The sequence below is a fragment of the Thermovirga sp. genome (assembly GCF_017656375.1).
Lineage (GTDB): Bacteria > Synergistota > Synergistia > Synergistales > Thermovirgaceae > Thermovirga.
In genome coordinates this window covers 26,479-49,901 of record NZ_JACDOB010000001.1, presented here as the reverse complement: position 1 = coordinate 49,901, position 23,423 = coordinate 26,479, and the positions used below count along the sequence as shown (strand labels likewise).

Below are 23,423 nucleotides of genomic sequence, written 5' to 3'. Positions count from 1 at the left end.
ATTCTATTTTTCGTAAGCTATAAAAGTTGGATATCCTGCAGCAGAAAGTTTCCCTGCGACCTTTTGAGCTTCTTGTTTGGTATCCCCAGCTTTAACTCTCACTCTGTGATACTTCTTCCCTCCTACTTCAGCTGAAACGATAAAAACATCGTAACCTGCTTTTTGCAGTTCCCTGGCTAAATTCTCTGCCGATACTTTCTTGGTGAATGCTCCAACCTGCACACTCCAAAAAGCCCCTTGGGTAGATGGGTAAAAAGTTTCAGCTTTGGCCCTCTCTTCATTATTTGATGCACTACTTTGCGATTGCCCATGTCGAGTTACATCTTCTTCTGTAGATTTTTGAGCCAGCTTGGAATTTGCATCCTCTGTCTCTTTGTAACTTGGCACTTTGACAGGTACGGCTGTTATTATCTTCTCTTCTTCATAGCCCTCTTCATGACCATTATTTAAAGCTTCTTGTGTCGTTGGATTCTCCTTGGGTTGCTCTACTACAACTACAGAGTCCTCCAAGCTTTCTATAGGCTCGTATTCATTGTGGGGCTGAAAAAACAACAACCTTACCCCCAAAATAAGGAATCCTAATGCCAACAATCCCAGCATAGGGAGCAAGAAGTACCCAAAGGAAAAAAACGGCTTCTTTTTTTTGAAATTCCTGCCTCTCCTTATGTTCACCTTTTCTCACCTCTATCCCATTAAATTTTTTATCATGGCCACTAAAATCCTAAATTTTTAAGTTGTTCTACTGTTTTATTCCTATTGGGAGCAACATCCGAATAAAAATAATCTAACGTATCGTCAGCATTTGCCCATGTGATCCTATACTCCTCTTTCGCCTCTCTTGCACTTTGAACTCTTATCTCTGAACCTTTCAAGCCCGCAATAGCACTTTTCAGCAAAGAAACTTTATTTTTATAAGTGGAATGGGAGAATCCCATATTCGCCCAGGGAGTTTGAGGTTTAGGAATAAACAAGCCGACAGAAGCCACTACATTCATACCTGTGTTTTTCTTAACTTCCATAATGAGTTTAGCGGTTTCAAGTATATGTTTATCCTCCTCGTTTGGTAACCCTAACATAAAATACATTTTTACCTTCCTAAGACCTATTTTTTGAGCTTTTTGCAAAGTATCTAAGATATGCTCATTTGTAAAATTTTTTCCACAACACACTCTGAAATATTGGTCTCCTGTCTCTGGGGCTATGGTAATTTGCCTTTGGCCACCTTCAACTAAAGTCTCCAATAAAAGATCGCTTATATTATCGATTCTCAACGAAGCGAAGGATACCTCTAACCGAGCATCTCTTATTTCTTTCAACACTTCTTTAATCCAAGGGTAATCCCCTGATTCTGGAGCTATAACCCCCAACCTTCTAATTCCTAATTTTGATGCTTTTCTTATGTCATCTATTACTTCCTTTAACTGTCTGAATCTAGGCCTGCCAAAACATGATGGGATAGTACAATATGGACACCCTCTAAAACACCCTCTCTGTGTTTCGATCAGAAGAGTGTCGGGAAAGACAGTGTGGGGAGATACCCACAAAGCATGCCCTTTAGCTTTAGACAAATCTAGGCAAAAAGACTTTTTGCGCTCTAAGGTCTCTCCTCTGCGCAACATATCTAAATGTAATGGAGGTACAAATATAGAAGGATGTTCCGCTATGAATTCCCAAAACTCATTCCTATCGCCTGTTTCAGAAAAACCACGAACAGTTTTTACCAAATAAGGTATTACTTCCTCCCCATCGCCTAGCACTACAAAGTCTGCAATATGGGAAAATATCAAAGGATTTATAACTGATAAACTACCACCTACACCAATTATCGGCTCTCTCTTTTCTGCTCGGTCCTTCCAAAGAGGAGAAACTCCCCACCTATTAAGCATGTTAAGCATTTTCTTTACATCTGGTTCATATACTACGGAAAAAGTAATTATAGGGAAATTCCCTACAGGGCGGCCCTCTTCCAAGGATCGGTCGCCCTCTATATCATCGAAAAAACGCTCTACCGCTACCCCAAGCTCTTTAAGGTAAGTGCAAATATACTGGAAACCTAAATTTGCCATCCCTACAGCATACCTTGCTGGATATGCCATTGCCCATAAAGGGTCGCCACCTTCACTAAGGCTATCCATCCATAGCTCGTCCTTTAGGAGTTTCTTAGTTGAGATGTTTTGCCTAATTCCTCTATATGTCTTTTTCATCAAATATCTCTTTCCTCTATTGCTCATATGCCTCCACACTTACCATATGTTTGTTTAGCTTTTTTTTCTTTTCCTTATAATTGGAGGGATGTCCAATTCACTTTCGAATACCAATTCTCCTACGTTCATTGATTCTTGGTCACTAGCAAGTTTTATCTCTGATTCAACAAAATCTATTCCGAGCGCTCTTTGTCCTGCTTTCAAAGATCTCATTTTGCCAGGGTTATCAGGAAAACCAGTAGCAATAACGGTTATTACAATCTTATCCTCATCAATATCAGGATCTGTAACATGACCCCATATTATAGTGGCATCAGGATCTGCAGCCTCTGTTATTATTCTGGCTGCTTCCTGAATTTCGTGAATTCCGACATTGTTGCTGCCCGTCACATTGAATAGAATTCCACTTGCTCCTCCAATGGGAACATCCATCAACGGACTATTTATAGCAGCCTGGGCCGCTATTATCGCTCTATCCTCACCATCACCATATCCAATACCCATGATTGCCGTACCAGCATCCTTCATTACAGTCCGGACGTCTGCAAAATCGACGTTTATGAAACCAGGACGCAATATCAAATCTGTAACACCCTGCACAGCTTGTCGTAAAACCTCGTCAGCCAACTTGAAAGCCTCCGACAGAGTCGTTCGCCTGTCAGTTATCTCCAAAAGTTTGTCATTAGGTATAATAATCAATGCATCGACTTCTTCCTTCAAATTGCGTATTCCTTCTTCTGCTTGGGCTATTCTCCTTTTGCCCTCAAACGTGAAGGGCTTCGTCACTACTGCAACAACCAGAGCTCCTGTTTCTTTTGCTATTTTAGCTATAACGGGAGATGCTCCTGTACCCGTTCCGCCTCCCATTCCAGCAGTGAGGAAAATCATGTCAGCGCCGCTTAGAGATTCTCTTAACTCTTCTGCTGATTCCTCTGCAGCTTTAAGCCCTATTCCGGGATCTGCACCAGCCCCCAATCCCTTTGTTAAATCTCTGCCAAGAACTATTTTTTGATCTGCTTCAGATAGCCCTAGGTGAGCAACATCAGTGTTGGCTGCTATAAATTCCACGCCTCTAACTCCACTTCTTACTATGTGATTTAAAGCATTGCCGCCACCACCACCTACACCTACTACTTTTATGACCTCTCTCACATGTCGCTCTGAGCTCTCAACCTCAAACAATTCAGTCATTTATTATCCCTCCAAGCTCAAAAAAGCTCTTTTATCACTTTTTTAAAAGTGGCAATAACCTTTTTTACCTGTTGCCCCTTGAATCTCTTTTGTTTCGCTTTTCTCACCTTTTCAGCTATTGATGAATTAAAAACTGGATCCTCTTCATCAAAAGATATCGCTCCTCCGCCAATGCAACTATTTAAAATTGCATAAGGATGGGCTTCCTTAAAGATCGTATAATTTATTAGGCCGGCTATTGAAACATTATCCGACCCTCTTTCGTTTTCAGGCATATCTAAGGCGGGCAAACCTATCTCTACAGGTATTCCACATAAATTTTGGATAAATGTAGGTAATCCTTGCATTTTACTTACCCCTCCAGAAATCACAATCTTGGAGAAAGAGGGGTAATCAAGAGATTTTTTCCTCTGTAAATCATTTAATATTAAATCTATAAACAACTCTTCTATTCTATGTTTAATTATTTCTACTACATCACCAACTCTACAGACAATTTTTTCGCCGTTCACTTCAAACTCTAGCTCATCATCTAGATTCTCTTCTGGTTCATTTATTGAAACTATCTTTTTGAGGGCTTCGGATTTTTCTAAAGGTATTCTCAGGATATATGATAAATCGCTTGTTATATGGCTACCACCTACGGGATATATATCTACGTTCAAAACTTTAGTCCCTTTAAGTAAGCTTGCAGTAGTTGTCCCCGCGCCTAAATCAACATACAAGACTAATTCGTCAGGTTTTGATGAAAAGCATCCAAAAGGAGAAATCACAGATTTATGAAATATGCCTTTAACCTTAAGACCAGCTCTCTCAGCACAACTTGATGCAATCTCTATCTCTTCTTTATTTCCTTCGAGGACGAACAAATGCATCTTCAAAAGAGAAGCTTCTCTCCCAATGGGGTTTTCAATCCCCCACTCATTATCTACTCCATAATCAATAGAAAAAGCATGAATCACATTACCTATACTCTCAACATCTTCTAGGGCTAGATTCATCGCTTCTTTTATATCAGAAAAAACAATCCTTCTTCTTTTACTATCAAGGTTCAACTCAACCTTTCTCTCATACTCTTTAATGAAGTGCCCTCCATAAGCAACATAAGCACTTTCAATAGGAAAGCCCAAATTCCGCTCAGACTCATCTAATACTTTTCTTATTGACTCAACTACAGGAGGTGAATCAACTATCTTTCCCTTTCTTATGCCTTTCGAAGCTGTTTTCTTTAGATCTAAAATAATTACGGAATCCTTTTTCTTTTCTGCTACAACTAGTTTAATTTCTTTAGTGCCTATGTCTATTCCTGTAATGATATTCTTTTCTTTCTTCACCATAGGTGAAACTCCTCCTTCTCGAGGAATTACTGAACTCCAGCAGATTTATCCTCTTTTCTTACAAGAATTTTACCTTCATATGTCGTATCGATAAACACGTCACTTCCTCGTATTTCCGGGTCTTTCAATATATTTTTCACGGCTTTAAGCAACATGTGCCAGTTCCTACCAGAGGCTGGCAATTTCACTTTTACTTTTTGATTGCCAAGTTGCATAAAAATTTCCAAATAAATACTATTTCCTTCTGTAAATACCGAGAGCCTTTTTACATTATTATAAAAATCATTATCTTCTAGTAACCTCTTCCAATATTCTAGCTTACTTAACGGTATAGGTGAATTTATTATTTCGTCAGGGGCTATTCGGTACTTTGTGTTATCTTTAACAGACCAAATTACTATCGGACTTTCCTCTGGCTTTTGGATCGCAATAATTCTATTCATAGGATGATTCGCTGGCCACATTAAGCCATCTTCTGTGATAAACCATTTACTACCTTCCCAGAATACCATGAACTTCGGTTTTAGAGGGTGTGCATTAAATAAAAAATGCCCCCATCCTGTACATTTGATAAACACTCTAACTGGTACATTTCTCTCTATCTTCCGGACAACCTTCCCCTTATCTATGCAGAAAAGAGGCCACAACCTAACATCTCTTGGCTGTATTCTAGGCCACAGAACCGAATCCGAAAGGACTACAAGGGACGGAATAGCAACATCCTTGAGTCTTAAGGTTTGAAAATTTTCTTCTATCGCAAATATTGCACCTACCAATAATGCTAAAAAAGATACCCTTTTCAGCCATTTATTAACCATACACCCATGGACCACCAAGTAATTTTATTTCAAGATCTAAGACAATTCCCGAATAAACGTATACCTTTTCCCTGCAATATTCTATGAGAAAATATATATCTGAAGCTCTGGCATTTCCCCTTACTTCTATAAAGTTTGCATGCTCTCGAGAGACAAAAGCTCCTCCCTTTGTCAGGCCTTTACACCCCGCTTGTTCAAGCAACATTCCAGCACTTACATCAGCAGAAGGGTTTTTGAACACACAACCTGCAGTTCTTTTGTTTTTAGGTTGAAAACCCCTTCGCCTTTTGTATTCCATAAACCTCTCGAGAACTTTAGTCCTATCAGACACATCAAGTTTTAGGCAACACTGGGAGATAACTCTGCTAGGGGAATACACGCTTGAATATCGATAGGAGAACTTAAGATCTTCCTTCTTCCATTCAATGATCCTTCCATCTCTCTCTACTGTCCTTATCCACTCAGCTAAGTATCCCACAGCTCTACCATTCGCCCCAGCATTACCTGCTAACGCCCCTCCGATAGTTCCAGGTATCCCCGCAGCGAACTCCAAACCGGACCATCCATTTTTCAATGAAATCGCCACTAATTCTGGCAAAGTAACCCCGCTATCCACACGAACATATACGTTAGGACCTTTTACTTCCCATGTCATCCCCCTTAGCTTAGATGTACCAACGACTATTCCAGATAAACCATTGTCATGAACCAGAACATTTGTTCCTCCACCTAAAACCCACAAGGGGATACTCTCTCTATAAGAGAAGGACATGATTTCTGAAATATCCCTCTCCGTCCTTGGACATATATATACTTTAGCTGGCCCTCCCACTTTAAAAGAGGTTATGGATGCCAAAGATAAATTCTCAGATATATTCCCAGATAAATTTTCTTTAAGCTTCGACAGCCACTGCATTAATGCTCAAATCCCTACCCTGCAGTATTTTAATTATTTTATCTCCTACCATAAACACATCGCCCGCACCTATTGTAAGAATAACGTCTCCGCTTTCAACCCCTTCACAAACTCTATCAACAACTTCATCACTATTTGAACAAAGGCTAAATTTTTCTCTATTTTTGTCAATGATGGCGTTATATATCAAACTCGAACTTACCCCTTCAATAGGAGCTTCATCAGCTGGATATATTGGCATCAAAAACACTTTATCTGCTACCATTAGAGATTCGGCAAATTCTTTATACATAGCAGCAGTTCTGGTATACCTATGGGGCTGGAAGATTGCAGTAATTCTTCTTTCAGGGAATATCTTCTTCAGCGCCATCAATGTAGCATTAATTTCTGAAGGGTGATGACCATAATCATCGAATATATCAACTTCTCCTATCTTACCCATGTGTTGCAAGCGTCTCTTTGCTCCACTAAATCGTTTTAACGCTTCCTTGATAACCTCCATTGGTATAGAATACAAATTGGCCACAGCACATGCAGCCAACGCATTTAAAACATTATGATCTCCAGATACCCTAAGTTCTACGGTATCAATAAACTTCCCTTTATGTAAAACTTTAAAGCTTGTCCCTCCACCGGCTTTATGAGACACATCAATAGCTCCCCAGTCCCACGAAGTTCCCCATCCATAGGTAACCACGTTATCTAAAGCACTATCTTCTATAAGCACTTGTACACCTTTGTCTTCTCCGCAAAGTACCGCAACCCCATCATCTTTTCTGTTACATAAAAATCTTTCAAAGGCATTAACAACCGAATGAAAATGAGGATAATGATCAACGTGATCCCAATCAGCATTTGTTACAACAGCAACCTCGCTGCGAAACAGCTCAAAAGAACCATCACTCTCATCTAGCTCGGCTATCATATGGGAGCCTTCCCCTAATTTGGCATTGCCACCTATATCACACAATTCTCCACCTATAGCTACTGTTGGGTTCATGTTAGCTAGCTCAAACATCAAACCTATCATTGACGCAGTAGTAGTCTTTCCATGTGTTCCAGCCACACCTATTCCGGAGCGATCATTGAAAAGCCAGCTTAAAACCTCAGCCCTTTTAAAAATGGGTATTCCCTTGCTTGAGGCAAATTTCAGCTCTGCATTTCCCGCTGGTATCGCGCTACTACACACCAATGCGTCGGGCGCAAACTCTTCAATATGATCTTTACCATGGCCTATTTTGAAATCTATTCCCCTCTTACTTATCTTCTCTACGTAACAGCTATGGGCAACATCACAACCACTAACTTCATATCCCAACTGGGATAACAATAAAGCCAAACCACTCATTCCTGCCCCACCTATGCCCATTAGATGAAATCGTTTATATTTATCTAGCTTATTGCCCCTTGCTGTCAATATTCACATCTCCTTTCACATTTTCCACTATCTCCATCCAAATTAGTTCAGACGGCCTATTTCCCAAACGTCTTGAAGTTCTTGTACCTTTCTTGGGTAAGCTTGAATTCAATTCCAGTAGGTTTCTCTCCAAGATTTCTATATTGTTTTCAGTCTCCATCCATATGCGACCATAACCATTTCTTTCGAACAACTTTGCATTGGCCAATTGGTGACCATCTGCGGATTGCAGCCATGGAACAATAACTGCCGGAATATTCCAATCAACCAGCTCTGCCAAAGTAGAGGCACCTGCTCTTGTAATAACTATATCTGCCAGGGAATACAACTTATAGATTTCCCACGTTCTTGGCAATAAATACACATTCTCCTTCAATCTCTTAGGACAAGCCGCATTCCCAAGGGATAAGAAAAACCATTCTTTGAAGCACTCTCTCTCCGCCAACTTCAGCGTTAGATTCTGCATTTTTTCACTAAAAAGAGACCCCCCAAGGCTCAATACTATTGGACCTGATGGAAACGAACCTCCTATATTAAGTTTATGCCAAGCTTCCAATCTGGGCAAATATTGAAATTCTCTTACAGGAACACCAACATGTTTATATTTTTTAACCCCTTCTAATTTTTCCCAGCCCGACAATACCGTTATGCCTATCATGCTCGCAAGCTTTGTTACTTTGCCAGCTACAACATTTTGTTCATGTACAAAAACAGGAAGTTTTAGTTTGAGGGAAGCATACAACAAAGGCAAAGATACATATCCCCCAAAAACAATAACTGCATCCGGCATCCAACGCTTAAATTGCTTATGGGTAATACCAAAAGACCTTATCAACCGCCATAACCTCTTAGCTCGCCGCAACGGGTTACCCCACATAGGAGAACCTTCAATAGGTAAAATATAAGGGGCAAAGGAGTGAACGTTATATACCTCCTTCTCTATTTCCCTAGAACCACAAAAGAATTTAATATCCACTTGGGGCTCAGTATTCTTCAACCAATTTGCAAAGGCCAAAGCTGGTATTATATGTCCTCCTGTACCACCTGCGCCTATGGCCAACTTGAAATTCCTACTCTGATAGCCCATCTCTTATACCTCTCAACAAAAAACCAACTCTCGCCCACATCATTACTAGAGAGCTACCTCCGTAGCTTATAAATGGCATCGGAACACCAGTCATAGGAAATAGCTTTAACACCCCACCTAAATTGACAATCAAGGGTAAGGCTACAGATATTGCTATTCCCCACAGCAAAGTACGCACAAAGGCGTCTTGTATGTTAACGTAAAACCACAATATCGTCACAAACCATAAAACAAAAAGCAGTAAAACCAATGAGGTTCCTACAAATCCAAGTTCTTCTCCTATAGCAGCAAAGATAAAATCTGTATGAGCAGCAGGAAGGTACTTTAGCTTTTGCAGCCCTTGCCCTAAACCTACCCCCCAAAGTCCTCCATTAGCGAAGGCAATAAACCCTTGAATAATTTGAAACCCCTTACCTCTCGGATCCTGCCACGGGTCCAAAAACGCAAGCACTCTTGCCATCCTGTAAGGACTAGACACAAGCAAAGGCATAAACCCCAAAACCCCCATACTTCCCCCTATTACCAAAGGATAAAGCCATCCAAACTTTTCTACATAAATCCCCATCATAAGAACAAATAACAAGATTGCCCCGCCATAGTCAGGCTGAAAAATAAACGGAACTACAGATAACATAAATATAAAAAACAGCCTTAAAAAGGCCCACCTTTTTGTGATATTCTTCTCATGCATTTTTCTAGCTACATGTATAACAGAAAAAACAAAAAGCACCTCCGATGGTTGAATTGAAAAAAAACCCAAGTTTATCCATCTAGAAGCGCCATATACTTTTTGCATTCCTGGGAGTAACGTCAAATACATTAAGAATAACGCAAAAGACCACAATAAGCCGGAATACTTTTTCCATAATCTTAATGGAATAGCATAGCAAGTCAGCATTCCTAAGACAGCTATAATAGTCCATTGAATTTGTTTAATAGCTAGGACAAAAGGAGCATTCCATCTAACTATCGAAAAGCTTGTACCAACGGAGGTTATCATTATGATTCCTAACGTATTAAGCAGCAAAGGAATTCCCCACAACAGCAAGTAAAGAATCCCTTTACCTCTTTTATCCTTGTATGGCCCTGCATCTTTTTGATTAGTTCCCAAAGTTTGAAGGGCTTCCTTCATTTCTATCCCTTCTGTTGTCCAGTTATCTCTTCTACAATTTTCCTAAAATGTTCTCCCCTTGCCTTGTAACTTTTATACATATCCCAACTAGTACACGCAGGCGAAAGTAAAATCGTGACTCCAGGAGAAGCTAAGCGTACAGCTTTTTTTACAGCTTCTTCCATAGTATCGACTACATGAAAGTTCGAGTAACTCTTTTGCATTAAAGCCTCTGCTAGTTTGAATTTTTCCTCCCCAATTAACACTGCTGCTTCAGTACGTTGCTTTACAGCTTCAGCAAGGGCAGTATATTCCTCTCCTTTACCTTTCCCCCCCAAAATTATTATTATTTTGCCTTCTATAGAATTTAACGCTGCAACAGTCGCAGCCACATTAGTACCCTTAGAATCATTGACAAACCTTACACCAGAAAATTGAACAACCTCTTCACATCTATGAGGTAGCGCCTTAAAAGTTTCAATTCCACTTTCTATCAACTGCGGACTTAAACCTGCATAGTATCCCACAGCAGCAGACATGGATGCATTTTCTAGATTGTGAGCTCCTATTAAATTAACTTTCTTCAGGTTAAACAGTTTAATTTTATTGCTGTTGTCACATAACATGCAGCTTTTATCCTCAAAAAAGATGCCATCTCCTGTACAATTAGTTCTCTTACCTACAAAAGGAATTATTCTAAGTCTTGTCCGTAACATTTCCTTTATCTTGTCCATATCACTAGCTTGACAGATACCTATGCCCTTATCATTAGTTAACTTAAATATCTTCGTTTTAGCCATGAAATATTCTTCATAAGAACCATGCCAATCAAGATGATCGGGCACAATATTTGTTATAACCGAAATATCGAAGCTTGCTCGCTCGCTCCAATAAAGTTGGAAGCTGCTTACCTCTACCACAAGCCATTCATAATCCGAAAAAGCATAATCAGCCAAGGCATTACCTATATTACCCACGGCCTCGACTTTAAATCCTCCTTCTTTTAATAAATGGCTTATGAGGGACGTGGTAGTAGTTTTCCCATTGGTTCCTGTTACCCCAATAACCTTGCTTTGTATGTATGGGAACACAAAGTCAAGCTCGCCAACTATAGGAATGCCTCTATTTATGGCGTCCTTAACTATTGGTGATTTCGGAGGTATCCCTGAACTTAATACCAAAGCGTCGGTTTCTAGTGCTTTTTCTGTATGCCCATCTTCTTCATATTTTATGCCATCTTTTTTGAACTCCTCCTGTGTTTCTTGCGAAATACTTGTTCTATCGGTTACAAAAACAGAAAAACCTGAACGAGCAGCTAAAAGAGCCAACGCTCTCCCACTAACTCCTGCTCCTACGATTGTTACTTTGCTACCGGTTTTTAGATCTTTCACTTTTGTTGTGATTTTCAATTTTTTCTCCCCTTACACGTAGGATATTTCCGTAATGCAAGTTTTTAACTTCACTTAGGTAGAATTTGCCCGATCCCCCATATTAAAACAGACATACCCACAGCGTGAGATAACCAAAACCTAGTTACTACCTGGGTTTCCTTCCAGCCTATAAGCTCAAAATGATGATGTATAGGGCTCATTCTGAATATTTTCTTGCCCCTTAAATGAATGGACCACAGTTGTAATATTACAGAGACTGTCTCTATACCCATAATAAAGGCAAAAGGTATTAGCATCATTGCGTTGCCTGAGCATATACAAAGAGACGCTAAAAGACCTCCCAAAAAATGAGACCCTGTATCACCCATGAAAACTTTTGCAGGATGAGCATTGTGCCACAAAAATGAAACAGAAATTGCAAGCCCCACCACACAAACTAAAAGCTCCAATCTTGAAAAATTAAAAAGAAACAACATGCCAACAAAAGAAATAGCACAACAACCAGCTGCAAGGCCATCTAAGCCATCTGTTATATTGACAGCATTCATCGAGCCTACTAACAAAAATAAAAAGAGAAAACCTGCTACTGATCCCCAGACTTCAATTCCATACAAAATTTGAGTATTACCACTTACCACTAGGAAGTACACCCAAGGCATAGAGAGAAACACTTGAAGAAAAAATTTGCCCAAGCTAGAAAAGCCCTCGCTGGAATTTTTCTTATGTTTAAGAAAATCATCTAGAAACCCAATTAACCCAGCAGTACAAGGTATTCCAACAAGAGGCAGTAACGTTTTCAAGTCAAAACTTTCTACAAAGCAAAAAATTAACGCAAAAAACAGAAACGTAAGGATAAAAACTACTCCACCCATTGAGGGTGTTCCAGCTTTAAGAGTAAGATGGTGGCTTGGACCATACTCTTTCATTCTTTGCGACATACTTTTTCTCACGCAGTAAGATATCCATAAGCGCTGCAACAACAGACTAACAAAGAATGCGCTGATTCCTATAAGTAATACAAAGTAATTATTCATATTACCATTCCCTCATATTATGAATTATCTCTTCCAGTCTATTGGATCTTGATCCCTTCAAAAGGACCACATCTTTTGGCTTTAGTATTTTCTTTAATAACGAGCTAACCTGCTGGTTATTTTTACACCTGATGATGGAAGGAGCTAACCCCCTAGCAGGCCACTCGTCTCCCACCAAAATTACGACATCTGCAAATTCAGTTTCTCTTAAAACAGCCTTATGCCAATAGTCGCTGTGATCCCCAAGTTCTTTCATGCTACCTAGCACCAACACTTTTTTCCCCTTTATCTCCAACGTTCTAATATTATCTAAAGAAGCCTTTAGTGAGAGTGGATTGGCATTATATGTTTCATCCACATACAAAATACCACTCGGTGTCTTGCCAATCTTACCCCGTCCTTCTAAAGAGGAAAAATCTTTCATCGCTATAGCAATGCCCGCAGGCGATACAGATAAATCTTTTGATACTGCCACAGCAAGGCCAATTGCGTAGGCATTTTGCGAACCAAACAAGGACGAATCAATGACATATTTATCATTGCCTTCCCTAACCACAACCCTTAGATGCGCTTTATCTTCATTCAATGCAAACTTGTTTACAGTTAACTTTACTTCACCTCTTTCAAAGCCTACTCCTACCTTCTTAAACCTAGACGGATACCCATCCACAGCCGATTTTAAAAGACTTATGTCGGCATTATAATAAAGAGAGTGCAAATTACGAGAAGTTAAAATTTCAGTTTTAGCCTTAACTACTCCATATATGTCAGAAAGCCCTTCAAGATGGCCGGGGCCAACCGATGTAATAACCCCTATGGAAGGTGGGAATAGTTCTACCATTTCCATTATTTCTCCAGGATGATTAGTTCCCATCTCAAGAACTAAGATCTCTGTATCAAGAGGCATAGAGACTATAGTCAAAGCACAACCTATCCATGTATTGTGGCTTTTAATAGCAGAATGAACCCTAAACTTAGAGCTCAGCATCCTAGCTAAACACTCTCTGGTGGTAGTTTTCCCAGCAGTTCCAGTAACAGCAACAACTTCTTTTAGTTTGCTCTTTTCAGTAAAAATGTATTGTGCTAGCTTTTTCAAAGCTAAATCAGTATCTTCTACTGCAAGTATTGAAACTTGTTGCTGTCTTGCCGCAGGTATAATGTCATCTAACCTGTTTTTTTCAACAATCAAATAACTTGCCTCTTTCTTAAGTGCGTCTTTGACATAATCGTGCCCATCTGTTTTAGATCCCCTTAGGGCAATAAAACCTTGTGCTCGACCCATAGTTCTAGTATCAATGCTTATAGCTTTATCTAGAAATATATTTTTACCTTTTATAAAAATCGCTTCTAATCTTTCCGCAACTTCTTCCAAGAGCAAAGCTTTCTCTAGCTCCATTTTTCTCTACCTCTCAAGGTGCCCCACTCTTCAACTGCTTCTCCATCATTATATGGGATAACCTTATCAGCATATATGATGTTTCTCTCTGGCCCTTTCCCCGCTATCAATACGATATCATTCTCTGCTGCGCTATCCAGCGCGCTAAACACTGCTTCTTTCCTATCTAAAATTATGTCTATTGGAACCCCACCTATTCTATCAGCTCCTTCTTTAATCTGCATCGCGATTTGGTAAGGGTCCTCGTTCCTGGGATTATCCGAGGTAATAATTACCCTATCAGCCATCTTCGAAGCCACCTCGCCCATTATTGGGCGGTTCGCTTGATACCTGTTTCCTCCTAAGCCAAAAATTACCCAAAGTTTGCCGTTGCATATTTTTCTCAAAGCCCCTAAAGCTTTTTCTAAGGCATCTGGAGTATGAGCATAATCTATCACAGCTGTAGGGCCGTTTTTAAACATATACTTTTCCAACCTTCCTGGAACATCCCCCATGCTGTTTATGCCGTTAACTACAAAATTTGCATCTATTCCCAAAAGGGCAGCTGCACCAATTGCTCCCAAGGCATTTGCCACATTGTACTCTCCAATTATGGGAATATTAACAACTATGCCATCGTATTTTTCAATTGATGATTTAACTTCGACGGGTGTTCCTAAAAGATCCATTTTTTTTATTAAAGCCCTTAAATATTCTTTACCACCTGGAACAAGTTCCTTCATTGTGAAAGAAATGACTCTATCTCGATATTTATCAATCAACTTTCTTCCGTACTCATCATCCCCGTTTACGACAAAACCTGTTTCCCCCTTTTTCATAAAGCTTGTGAATAGTGTGGATTTAGTTTTAAAATAAGACTGCATATCTCCATGGTAATCTAGATGCTCTGGCGTTAAATTGGTAAATATGGCCACATCATAATTACACCCATTCAATCTACCTTGAGCGATCCCATGGGATGAAGCTTCCATTACACATGCCTTGCAATCGTTTTTTATCATATTTGCCAGTAACCTTTGAATATCAGAAGCTTCCGGAGTAGTCCTAGAAGCTTCTGATATATTTTTCCCGTCGTCATAAATCACGGTACCCAGCAATCCCGTCTTTATTCCAGCTTCCTCCAAGATAGACCTGACCATGTATGTTGTAGTTGTTTTACCATTGGTTCCAGTCACAGCTACCATAATTAGCTTTTCTGAAGGCCTCCCCCAAATTGCGCTAGCCACTTCTCCTAAGACATCACGAACGCTATCCACCACGATATAGGGAACATCGGCTTTGACTGGTCTATCTGCCAATATGACACATGCACCATTTCTACAGGCATCTTGCGAATATTCATGTCCATCAAATTTACTTCCTTTAATACAAGCAAATAAAGAACCTCTTGTAACTTTTTTTGAATTGTGGCAGCAATCATGGATCTCAACATCAAAATAACTTTCTATAACGGCACCATCAGGAACAAAAATTCCTTTTAAATATCTTTTTTCCTCAAGTAAGGCAACTAGATCTCTCAACGTAATCATTTCTGCTCCCCCTGTCAACTTTATAGAATTTACCAAACGAACAACAATCACTTGGAAATTTTCAATATTTCCTCCATAACATCCCTAAAAACAGGGGCTGCTACAACACTGCCGAAATACTCCCTTCCTTTGGGATATCCTATAACAACTAAAAGCAAGTTTTCAGGATCGTCCACTGGCCAAAAACCCACAAAAGAAGAAACAAATACTCCCTTTTGATAAACGCCCCCTCTAGCAACCTGAGCTGTCCCAGTTTTTCCGGCTATCCTGGTATCTTTTCTATAAACAGCTTGCCCTGTTCCTCGCTTTACGACGTTTTCCATAGCAGTTTTGAGCCAACGAGACGTTTCAGTGGATATAACTTGTCCTAGCCTTTCCGGTTTGCCCCTGTATACCACTTCACCTTCAGGAGTAACCGCCTCCTTCACTATAAAAGGTTTTACTATATAACCCCCATTGGCTATAGCTGCTATTGCCCTTGCAAGCTGTAAAGGAGTAACACCTATCCCTTGACCTATTGCTACATTTGCTGGAACAGAACCTCTCCACAATTCCGGAGTATTAAGCAAGCCTTTTTCCTCTCCAGGAAGCTCTATACCCGTCTTCATCCCAAATCCAAACCTAATTAAGTGATTGTATGTTTTTTTCGGATCTAACCTCATACCTATGGTTGCCATACCTATATTGCATGAATTGATTATTACACCTTCAAGGTCTAAGCTTCCATGAGGTTTGACGTCATGTATAGTAGTATCTGCAACCCGTATTTTACCAGTACAATAAAAATGATCTTTTTGAGGTGAAGCCTTCCCTTCCGTTAATGCTATTCCCATCATTACAGGTTTTAAAGTTGACCCTGGTTCATAAACTCTTGAAATGACATTATTTCGCAATGATTCCGACCTTAAAAAAGTCTTTCTTATATTGGGATCAAAATCAGGGAAACTCGAGGAAGCTAATATTTCTCCTGTTTTAGGATTAATTAAGACAGCGGCAGCCCAATCAGCGTGGTGGAGTTCAAAGGCTTTTCTTAAATATTTTTCCACGACATGCTGCACCCTCGAATCTATAGTAAGACGAACCTCTCCCTTACGGCTCCCATCCCAACTTCTGTCACTATATGTGGGAAAATTTATTATTTTACCTGATGCGTCTTTAGTAACTGTTAGCATTTCCGGAGGTGTGTACAATAGAAAATCCCAAAGATATTCAAGCCCTGATAAGCCTCTATCATCTATGTCGCAAAATCCCAATACCTGCGGCATCAACTCTCCATGTGGGTAAAATCTTTTATACTCCTTTACCCAAAATAACCCTGGAATATCTTTTTCTATTATCTCGTTTGCATTTTCAAGGTCGACTTTCTTTGCAACAGGGAAATATCTTCCCTTGAGATTACCTTTGAGCCTAAAATACCTCTCTCTCGAAATAATAGGCTTTAGTAAATCTGCATTTTCCGGCCTCCAAAAAAGAGGGTCCACAAAAAAAGTAATAGCAGGAACAGAAATAGCTAAAGGAACCCCATTCCTATCAACTATACGGCCTCGAGGGGAACTCAAACTTAACTTTGACCAATATTGAGATTCCGACTGCTGCTTGATCCTAGGATCAGGGTAAAAATGGAGTTGATAAAGTCTAAAAAAAACTAAACAAAATACTAAAAAAAGCAAAATCCAGTGAATGCCTATGCTTCTCTTCATAAGTCACTAAAGCCTTTCATTTTGGGGAATGGGCATACTAATAACTATCTAGCAAACGCCTTCTCTGTCACAAAATTCAACAGTTTTGCCAACAAGGAAGTACTATTTATATTAGTTTGGTTTCCATCTTTTCCAACTTCTAGATTTTTCGCTGCCAACACCGTGCCATTATTATTTTTTATACGCACTATGTCAACATAACTATTGGTATTCATCCCTAGTTCTGCTTTCGCATAGTCAAAAACTCGACCAGGGCTAACCAGTGTTGCCAACTTTTTTTCTAATTTCAAGTTTATTTCTTCTTGTATTGTGACCTTCTCCTCCAAACGGGCTAATTGATATTCAAGATTCAAAGCGTAAAGCCTTATACTTAACAAACCTCCAACAGCCAAAAAAATTAAAATAAGAGCAACAACCATAATACGACTAAGCTTTATGTCCTTTGAGAAAACATCAAACTTGTATTTAGCAACAGAAGTGAGCTCGTTATTCACTAGCATCGCCCCCCTAGGCATCCTTGCCCTCGCTACTAAAAATAAAACAACGCAATTTGGCACTCCGAGCCTTCTTGTTTCTTGATATTTCCTCCTCCGAAGGTTTCAAGACTTTTTTTGTTAGCATTTTGCCAAGCCCTGTAGTCGCCCACTCTTTAAATTGTTTTTTAATTATTTTATCTTCTAAGGAGTGATAACTCACAACTACTATTATCGTTCCTCCTTTAACAACCTTCTTGCATGCAGCCATGACATCTTCTAACGCTCTTAGTTCATCATTTACTTCTATCCTTAATGCCTGAAAAACTCGCCTTGCAGGGTTTTTTCCCATTTTTCTTTGCACGGGAGCTGGCAGGGTTTTTCTAATAACTTCCACTAACTGACCAGTTGTCTTGATTGATCCCTTCTCTTGCCTATATTTACATATCCCCCAAGCAATTCTGGCTGCATATTTTTCTTCTCCATATCTGCGAAAAATATTTGCCAACTCTTCCTTAGAGTAACTATTTACTATTTCATCTGCCGTTAAAGTTCCTCCAACTCCCATTCGCATGTCTAAGGGACCATCTATATCAAAAGAAAACCCTCTTTCTCCCTGGGATATCTGGAGATTAGAAACTCCTAAATCAAAAACTATTGCATCCGGCTCCATAAAATTTTCTTCTAACAAAATATTTGCTAAATTTCTAAAATCGCCGTTGTGGAATTTAACTCTGTTGTGAAAATCAGCTAAATTATCTTTTGCTACTTGAATAGCTAAAGGATCTTTATCTATTCCAAGAACAGAAACATCTGGCCAGCGCGTTAAAAAGGCTTTTGTGTATCCTCCCAAACCTAAAGTGGCATCTACAATTTTATGAAGAGAAGGCGCATGACTAACAGCATCACAGACTTCTTCAACCATAACGGGAACATGTTCTATCACAGCCCCTCCACCTCCTCAGCTATATTCGGAAGCTCACTGCGGATTCTTTCCATGTATTCCTTCCAGATTGACGTATCCCAAAGCTCAATATGATCTCCGACTCCTATGATTGTCACTTCTTGCTTCAAAGAAGCATGATTTCTCAAATGAGGAGGTATCAAAATTCTTCCAGATGTGTCAAATTGGGCTTCATAAGCAGATGCCATCAGTAGCCTGCTAAAATCTCTTGCCTTTCCCTTAGAAAAAGGCAACTGCCCTAGGCGCTCTAATACTTTTTCCCATTCTGCGGCCGAGTAAATAGAGACGCAACGATCTATACCTATCGTTGCAAAAGCACCTTCTCCTATCTCCTCCCTCAACTTCGAAGGAAGAACAACTCTACCCTTTGAATCCATTCTATGTTCGTACGTCCCAACCAACATGGGAATTCCTCCCATTTTGTGACACTTCATGCCACTTTCTACCACTTTACCACTATTTAAACACAAAAAAAAGGACTTCTGACCCCCCTTAACGTTTCCACTGAGGTCAAAAGTCCCAATCTTTAATCAAATAAACTATTTTCGCAATAAAATGGAGCATCCAATAAGCCGGATTCTGTACAAGGCGGTCATTTATCTGGGACACAGCTTGCGCCATGCCTCATGCGGCCGTACCCGAGGGTCAGCGGGCCACCTCATCCCCTCCTATTCGGCCTTGCTCCGGGCGGGGTTTGCCTAGCCTACAGGTCACCCTGCAGCTGGTAAGCTCTTACCTTACCTTTTCACCCTTACCTTGTGCTCTAAAATTGAACCCAATTTTAGAGCACAAGGCGGTATGTTTCTGTGGCACTTTCCTTAGGTTCGCACCCACTGGAATTTCTCCAGCACCCTGCCCTCTGGAGTCCGGACTTTCCTCCATCTCACTAGGAGACAGCGACCGCTTTGGATACTCCACTCATATTTTACCATAATGGGCAGACACATTACTCCTAGCTACTAAACTACATTTAATGAGATCTTACAATCTCCTTTACACGCATTAACCTACTCAAAGTAGCCCTTTCCTGCTCATCTAGCTTCATTTTTATATAATGTATGGTCTCAGCAAAGGATGGTATGAGGACATGCTCTAGGGCATTAACCCTTCTGCGCGTTCTTTCAATCTCTGCCGCCATTAAATTCAAGCTCTTCTCTTTAGCAGCCAGAGAAATAAGCTTGGGTATTACACTGGAAAATCGTTCAAGAGCCACATCTAAAGAACCTGGGGACGTCGCTAATCCATAGTTCAGTATGCTCCCACTTTGCTCCACTTGATATTCTGGAACCACTACGCTCATTACATTTTTATACTTAACAGAAAGATTTATCTTGGTGCCAGTTATCATCAAAGATTGTTCCAACATAGCAGGTAGCGTTTGTGCTCTAGCCAAAAGAAAACTCCTATAACATTCTGCTAGCTCCTCTTCTACTTCTTCCCGAAGCTTTTTGATCTCCCTGGCTAAATCAAGAAACGCTTTTATAAGAGCATCTTGCTTATCCTTTAACAGCTTATGCCCCCTTTTGGCAACTACGAGTCGCTTTTTTAGCCTGGAAAGTTCCATCCTATTAGGGTTGACGTTTAGTTTTTTTGCCATAAGGTCACCTTCCAATCGTGATGCTCATTTATTTTATCTAGATCATATGGTTTTAAAATACTAGCTATTTTTTCTCCAGTCTGGGTTTTAGATACTTTTCAATATACTCATCTCGAACTCGTTTGAGCTCTGAAACAGGAATAAGGGTCAATAGGTCCCACCCTTTCTCTAGAGTCTCCTCGATTGTGCGGTTCTCATACTCACCTTGTCGCACGTAGGTGTTCTCAAACTCATCGGCAAATTTCGCAAAAGCCTTATCCTCTTCCGTAAGTGCTCCCTCACCCAAAATAGTTGCAAGCTCCTTTGCTTCCTTACCTCGGGCATATGCAGCAAACAGCTGGTTCATCAAATCAGCATGATCCTCCCTAGTCTTTCCTTTACCTATACCTTTATCTTTCAATCGAGACAAGGACGGCAAAACATCTACGGGAGGATAAATACCCTTTCTATGGAGCGTCCTACTCAATATAATCTGCCCTTCCGTTATATATCCGGTAAGGTCAGGAATAGGATGGGTCTTATCATCCTCAGGCATGGTAAGTATTGGGAACTGAGTTATAGAACCTTTCTTTCCTTTCAATCTGCCAGCCCTTTCGTACATCGTTGCAAGGTCCGTGTAAAGATATCCTGGATATCCTCGCCTTCCTGGAACTTCCTTCCTCGCTGCTGAAATTTCCCTAAGAGCCTCACAATAGTTGGTCAAGTCCGTCAAAATGACCAGCACTTGATAATCGTGCTCGAAGGCCAAATATTCCGCACACGTCAACGCTAATCTGGGAGTTGTTATTCGCTCAATAGCCGGATCATCTGCCAAGTTTACAAACATTACTGTTCTCTCAATAGAACCCGTCCTACGAAAGTCCTCCATGAAGAAAGAAGCCTCTTCAAAGGTTATTCCCATGGCAGCAAATACAACAGCGAAATCTTCATGCTCCCCCAAAACCGTCGCCTGCCTAGCAACCTGGGCAGCTATCCTATTATGAGGCATACCACTACCGGAAAAAATAGGCAGTTTCTGCCCTCTTACCATAGGATTCATCCCATCGATTGTTGAAATTCCAGTTTGAATAAACTCAGAAGGATAATCTCTCGAATATGGGTTCATAGGATACCCATTAATGTCTAATTTCTTTTCAGGGATTATAGGAGCACCACCATCTATGGGTTCTCCTCTACCATTAAAAATCCTACCTAGCATATCCTTGCTTACTGGCAAGGTAAGGACCTTACCTGTGAACCGCACTTTCGTCGATTGAACGTCAATCCCGGTGGTTCCCTCAAAGATCTGGACAAGCGCCCTATCCTTGGCTATCTCCAACACTCGGCCTCGTCTTATTTCTCCATTTCCAAGCTCTATTTCCACTAGCTCGTCGTAACGTACATCTTCAACTTTTTCTACTACAACAAGGGGTCCTGACAAGTCTGAAATAGTTTTATACTCTTTCGGCAGCAACATCACTAAAGCCCCCCTCTGGTAAAAGCCCTTCGATTTGTCTCTTTATTTCAGGTTCAAGCTTATCTATATCTTCTAACCTGTCTTCGCTTACATAGCGCATTCTCGCTATCTTCTCTCTTACTTCCAATTTTAAGATGTCATTCAAAAGTGCACCTTTCTTTAATGCATCCATGCTTAATTCATGGAAATACAATATCGTCTTGAGCATTTTGAACTGCTTATCCATTGAGGCATAAGTATCCACTTCATGGAAAGCGTTCTGATGCAGAAAATCTTCTCTTATAGATTTTGCAGTTTCCAAGATCATTCTCTCTTCCTTAGATAGAGCATCAATACCCACTAATCTAACTATTTCCTTGAGCCTATCCTCTTCTTCCAGCAAACTCATAGCTTGAGTTCTCATCTTACTCCATTCGCCATCGTAACGATCATCCCAATATTCGCCCAACGACTCAGCATAAAGGGAATAACTCAAAAGCCAATTTATGGCGGGGAAATGCCTTTGATATGCCAAGCTTGCGTCCAGTCCCCAGAAAACTTTTGTTACCCTAAGGGTATTCTGACTAACTGGCTCTGACAAGTCTCCACCTGGCGGTGAAACAGCACCGATAGCACTTATTGATCCTTCTCTGCCATCTTTTCCCAAGCAAATCGCACGACCCGCTCTCTCATAGAAAGAGGCCAATCTCGTGCCTAAATAAGCAGGATATCCTTCCTCTCCAGGCATTTCCTCCAGCCTTCCCCCAATTTCTCTAAGAGCTTCGGCCCAGCGGCTGGTAGAATCAGCCATCAGTGCCACAGAGTAACCCATGTCTCTGTAATATTCAGCAATGGTAATTCCCGTATATATGCTAGCTTCTCTCGCAGCAACTGGCATATTGGAAGTATTGGCTATTAGAACTGTTCTCTTCATGAGAGGTTGCCCTGATCTTGGGTCTTCCAACTCAGGGAACTCTAAAAGCACGTCGGTCATCTCATTTCCACGCTCACCACAACCAACATAAACCACAATCTCTGCATCTGCCCATTTGGCCAACTGGTGCTGAATAACAGTCTTACCCGAGCCAAAAGGACCCGGCACACATGCCGCTCCACCTCTAGCCATCGGGAAGAACGTATCAACAACACGCTGTCCTGTTACCAAAGGTACATTGGGCGGCAGTCTCCTAGCAACAGGTCTAGGCAACCTTACCGGCCAGCGTTGTAACATGGCCACCTCGACATCTCCATTTTCAGTACCTATTACAGCGATAGGTTCTTCTACTGTAAATTCTCCTTCTTTTATTTCCTTTACCTTCCCTTTCACGCCAGGAGGAACCATAATCTTATGATCTACTAGAACTGTTTCCTTCACTATGCCCAGCACATCTCCACCTTCAACCTCTGTCCCCATTTCAACAACTGGCTTAAAATGCCATTTCTTATCCCTTGGTAGAGAAGGCACATGTATCCCTCTTGTTATAAATGGGCTTTGTGCTGCCTGCTCTATAAGCGCCAAAGGTCTTTGAACTCCATCATAAAATTGCTCAATTAAACCCGGTCCTAACTCCACACTTAAGGGCGCACCAGTGCTTACTACCGGTTCTTTAGGCTTCAAGCCTGAAGTTTCTTCATAGACCTGTATAGACGCCAAATCCCCTTTTAATTCGATTATTTCACCCACCAAACCTAGTTCTCCTACCCTGACAACATCGTACATGGAAGCTCCGGTCATACCCTCTGCTACAACCAGGGGTCCAGAAATCTTCGCTATGGCTCCTTTAATGATTTTCTCCATGGCCACCACCTATCAAATCCTTTAA

20 protein-coding genes and 1 other RNA gene are annotated in these 23,423 nt (G+C 40.6%); all 21 read right to left on the bottom strand.

The annotated features are described in order from the left end of the window. Positions 1 to 3: 3 nt before the first annotated feature. The 21 genes from H0Z23_RS00250 to H0Z23_RS00150 all read right to left on the bottom strand — a co-directional run bounded on the left by H0Z23_RS00250 (position 4) and on the right by H0Z23_RS00150 (position 23,398). Positions 4 to 552, bottom strand: coding sequence for an SPOR domain-containing protein (locus tag H0Z23_RS00250; RefSeq protein ID WP_296866638.1), 549 nt, complete (start codon positions 550 to 552; stop codon positions 4 to 6). 161 nt (positions 553 to 713) lie between these two features. Then, positions 714 to 2,204 (bottom strand): radical SAM protein, encoded by a 1,491-nt coding sequence (locus H0Z23_RS00245; protein WP_296866635.1) that lies wholly within the window; start codon positions 2,202 to 2,204, stop codon positions 714 to 716. A 54-nt stretch (positions 2,205 to 2,258) separates the two neighbouring features. Beyond that, positions 2,259 to 3,395 carry a cell division protein FtsZ gene (gene ftsZ / locus H0Z23_RS00240; RefSeq protein WP_296866633.1) on the bottom strand — a complete coding sequence of 379 codons (1,137 nt, stop codon included), beginning with the start codon at positions 3,393 to 3,395 and terminating at the stop codon, positions 2,259 to 2,261. Between the two features lie 17 nt (positions 3,396 to 3,412). Continuing rightward, positions 3,413 to 4,732, bottom strand: coding sequence for a cell division protein FtsA (ftsA, locus tag H0Z23_RS00235; protein WP_296866631.1), 1,320 nt, complete (start codon positions 4,730 to 4,732; stop codon positions 3,413 to 3,415). Between the two features lie 26 nt (positions 4,733 to 4,758). Then, positions 4,759 to 5,550 (bottom strand): hypothetical protein, encoded by a 792-nt coding sequence (locus H0Z23_RS00230; RefSeq protein ID WP_296866629.1) that lies wholly within the window; start codon positions 5,548 to 5,550, stop codon positions 4,759 to 4,761. After that, on the bottom strand, positions 5,543 to 6,466 hold the full coding sequence (gene murB / locus H0Z23_RS00225; protein WP_296866628.1) for a UDP-N-acetylmuramate dehydrogenase: 924 nt from the start codon (positions 6,464 to 6,466) through the stop codon (positions 5,543 to 5,545). The genes H0Z23_RS00230 and murB overlap by 8 nt, the downstream gene beginning before the upstream one ends. Further along, positions 6,444 to 7,883 carry a UDP-N-acetylmuramate--L-alanine ligase gene (gene murC / locus H0Z23_RS00220; protein WP_296866625.1) on the bottom strand — a complete coding sequence of 480 codons (1,440 nt, stop codon included), beginning with the start codon at positions 7,881 to 7,883 and terminating at the stop codon, positions 6,444 to 6,446. Before murC ends, murB begins: the two co-directional genes overlap by 23 nt. Beyond that, positions 7,864 to 8,970 (bottom strand): UDP-N-acetylglucosamine--N-acetylmuramyl-(pentapeptide) pyrophosphoryl-undecaprenol N-acetylglucosamine transferase, encoded by a 1,107-nt coding sequence (locus H0Z23_RS00215; RefSeq protein ID WP_296866624.1) that lies wholly within the window; start codon positions 8,968 to 8,970, stop codon positions 7,864 to 7,866. Before H0Z23_RS00215 ends, murC begins: the two co-directional genes overlap by 20 nt. Next, positions 8,954 to 10,102: a putative peptidoglycan glycosyltransferase FtsW gene (locus tag H0Z23_RS00210; RefSeq protein ID WP_296866622.1), complete on the bottom strand. Its 1,149-nt coding sequence runs from the start codon at positions 10,100 to 10,102 to the stop codon at positions 8,954 to 8,956. The genes H0Z23_RS00215 and H0Z23_RS00210 overlap by 17 nt, the downstream gene beginning before the upstream one ends. 2 nt (positions 10,103 to 10,104) lie before the next feature. Then, positions 10,105 to 11,472 carry a UDP-N-acetylmuramoyl-L-alanine--D-glutamate ligase gene (gene murD / locus H0Z23_RS00205; RefSeq protein ID WP_296866620.1) on the bottom strand — a complete coding sequence of 456 codons (1,368 nt, stop codon included), beginning with the start codon at positions 11,470 to 11,472 and terminating at the stop codon, positions 10,105 to 10,107. A 68-nt stretch (positions 11,473 to 11,540) separates the two neighbouring features. After that, positions 11,541 to 12,506: a phospho-N-acetylmuramoyl-pentapeptide-transferase gene (mraY, locus tag H0Z23_RS00200; RefSeq protein WP_296866618.1), complete on the bottom strand. Its 966-nt coding sequence runs from the start codon at positions 12,504 to 12,506 to the stop codon at positions 11,541 to 11,543. Between the two features lies 1 nt (position 12,507). After that, entirely contained in the window at positions 12,508 to 13,902 is a 1,395-nt protein-coding gene (gene murF, locus H0Z23_RS00195; protein WP_296866617.1) for a UDP-N-acetylmuramoyl-tripeptide--D-alanyl-D-alanine ligase, read from the bottom strand. Next, entirely contained in the window at positions 13,893 to 15,431 is a 1,539-nt protein-coding gene (locus H0Z23_RS00190; protein ID WP_296866615.1) for a UDP-N-acetylmuramoyl-L-alanyl-D-glutamate--2,6-diaminopimelate ligase, read from the bottom strand. The genes murF and H0Z23_RS00190 overlap by 10 nt, the downstream gene beginning before the upstream one ends. A gap of 47 nt (positions 15,432 to 15,478) precedes the next feature. Beyond that, entirely contained in the window at positions 15,479 to 16,990 is a 1,512-nt protein-coding gene (locus H0Z23_RS00185; protein WP_296866613.1) for a penicillin-binding protein 2, read from the bottom strand. 185 nt (positions 16,991 to 17,175) lie between these two features. Then, positions 17,176 to 17,625, bottom strand: a complete 450-nt coding sequence (locus H0Z23_RS00180) for a hypothetical protein (protein ID WP_296866612.1) — start codon at positions 17,623 to 17,625, stop codon at positions 17,176 to 17,178. A 13-nt stretch (positions 17,626 to 17,638) separates the two neighbouring features. Beyond that, positions 17,639 to 18,550: a 16S rRNA (cytosine(1402)-N(4))-methyltransferase RsmH gene (gene rsmH, locus H0Z23_RS00175; RefSeq protein ID WP_296866610.1), complete on the bottom strand. Its 912-nt coding sequence runs from the start codon at positions 18,548 to 18,550 to the stop codon at positions 17,639 to 17,641. Next, on the bottom strand, positions 18,547 to 18,972 hold the full coding sequence (gene mraZ, locus H0Z23_RS00170; protein ID WP_296866608.1) for a division/cell wall cluster transcriptional repressor MraZ: 426 nt from the start codon (positions 18,970 to 18,972) through the stop codon (positions 18,547 to 18,549). The genes rsmH and mraZ overlap by 4 nt, the downstream gene beginning before the upstream one ends. Before the next feature lie 149 nt (positions 18,973 to 19,121). Next, an RNA gene (gene rnpB / locus H0Z23_RS00165) (RNase P RNA component class A) lies at positions 19,122 to 19,484 on the bottom strand. A 54-nt stretch (positions 19,485 to 19,538) separates the two neighbouring features. Further along, complete coding sequence (locus tag H0Z23_RS00160) at positions 19,539 to 20,165, bottom strand: V-type ATP synthase subunit D (RefSeq protein WP_296866606.1); 627 nt, start codon at positions 20,163 to 20,165, stop codon at positions 19,539 to 19,541. 64 nt (positions 20,166 to 20,229) lie between these two features. Continuing rightward, a complete protein-coding gene (locus tag H0Z23_RS00155) occupies positions 20,230 to 21,618 on the bottom strand; it encodes a V-type ATP synthase subunit B (protein WP_296867065.1) in 1,389 nt (462 codons plus the stop codon). Further along, a complete protein-coding gene (locus tag H0Z23_RS00150) occupies positions 21,599 to 23,398 on the bottom strand; it encodes a V-type ATP synthase subunit A (RefSeq protein ID WP_296866604.1) in 1,800 nt (599 codons plus the stop codon). The genes H0Z23_RS00155 and H0Z23_RS00150 overlap by 20 nt, the downstream gene beginning before the upstream one ends. Positions 23,399 to 23,423: the final 25 nt, after the last annotated feature.

Bases quoted from the DNA above. Each gene is read 5' to 3' on its own strand.
- H0Z23_RS00245 (WP_296866635.1), bottom strand. From the start codon at position 2,204: ATGAAAAAGACATATAGAGGAATTAGGCAAAACATCTCAACTAAGAAA.
- mraZ (WP_296866608.1), bottom strand. From the start codon at position 18,972: ATGTTGGTTGGGACGTACGAACATAGAATGGATTCAAAGGGTAGAGTT.
- H0Z23_RS00190 (WP_296866615.1), bottom strand. From the start codon at position 15,431: ATGATTACGTTGAGAGATCTAGTTGCCTTACTTGAGGAAAAAAGATAT.
- murB (WP_296866628.1), bottom strand. From the start codon at position 6,466: ATGCAGTGGCTGTCGAAGCTTAAAGAAAATTTATCTGGGAATATATCT.
- H0Z23_RS00210 (WP_296866622.1), bottom strand. From the start codon at position 10,102: ATGAAGGAAGCCCTTCAAACTTTGGGAACTAATCAAAAAGATGCAGGG.
- H0Z23_RS00150 (WP_296866604.1), bottom strand. From the start codon at position 23,398: ATGGAGAAAATCATTAAAGGAGCCATAGCGAAGATTTCTGGACCCCTG.
- mraY (WP_296866618.1), bottom strand. From the start codon at position 12,506: ATGAATAATTACTTTGTATTACTTATAGGAATCAGCGCATTCTTTGTT.
- ftsZ (WP_296866633.1), bottom strand. From the start codon at position 3,395: ATGACTGAATTGTTTGAGGTTGAGAGCTCAGAGCGACATGTGAGAGAG.
- ftsA (WP_296866631.1), bottom strand. From the start codon at position 4,732: ATGGTGAAGAAAGAAAAGAATATCATTACAGGAATAGACATAGGCACT.
- murF (WP_296866617.1), bottom strand. From the start codon at position 13,902: ATGGAGCTAGAGAAAGCTTTGCTCTTGGAAGAAGTTGCGGAAAGATTA.
- H0Z23_RS00230 (WP_296866629.1), bottom strand. From the start codon at position 5,550: ATGGTTAATAAATGGCTGAAAAGGGTATCTTTTTTAGCATTATTGGTA.
- H0Z23_RS00160 (WP_296866606.1), bottom strand. From the start codon at position 20,165: ATGGCAAAAAAACTAAACGTCAACCCTAATAGGATGGAACTTTCCAGG.
- H0Z23_RS00215 (WP_296866624.1), bottom strand. From the start codon at position 8,970: ATGGGCTATCAGAGTAGGAATTTCAAGTTGGCCATAGGCGCAGGTGGT.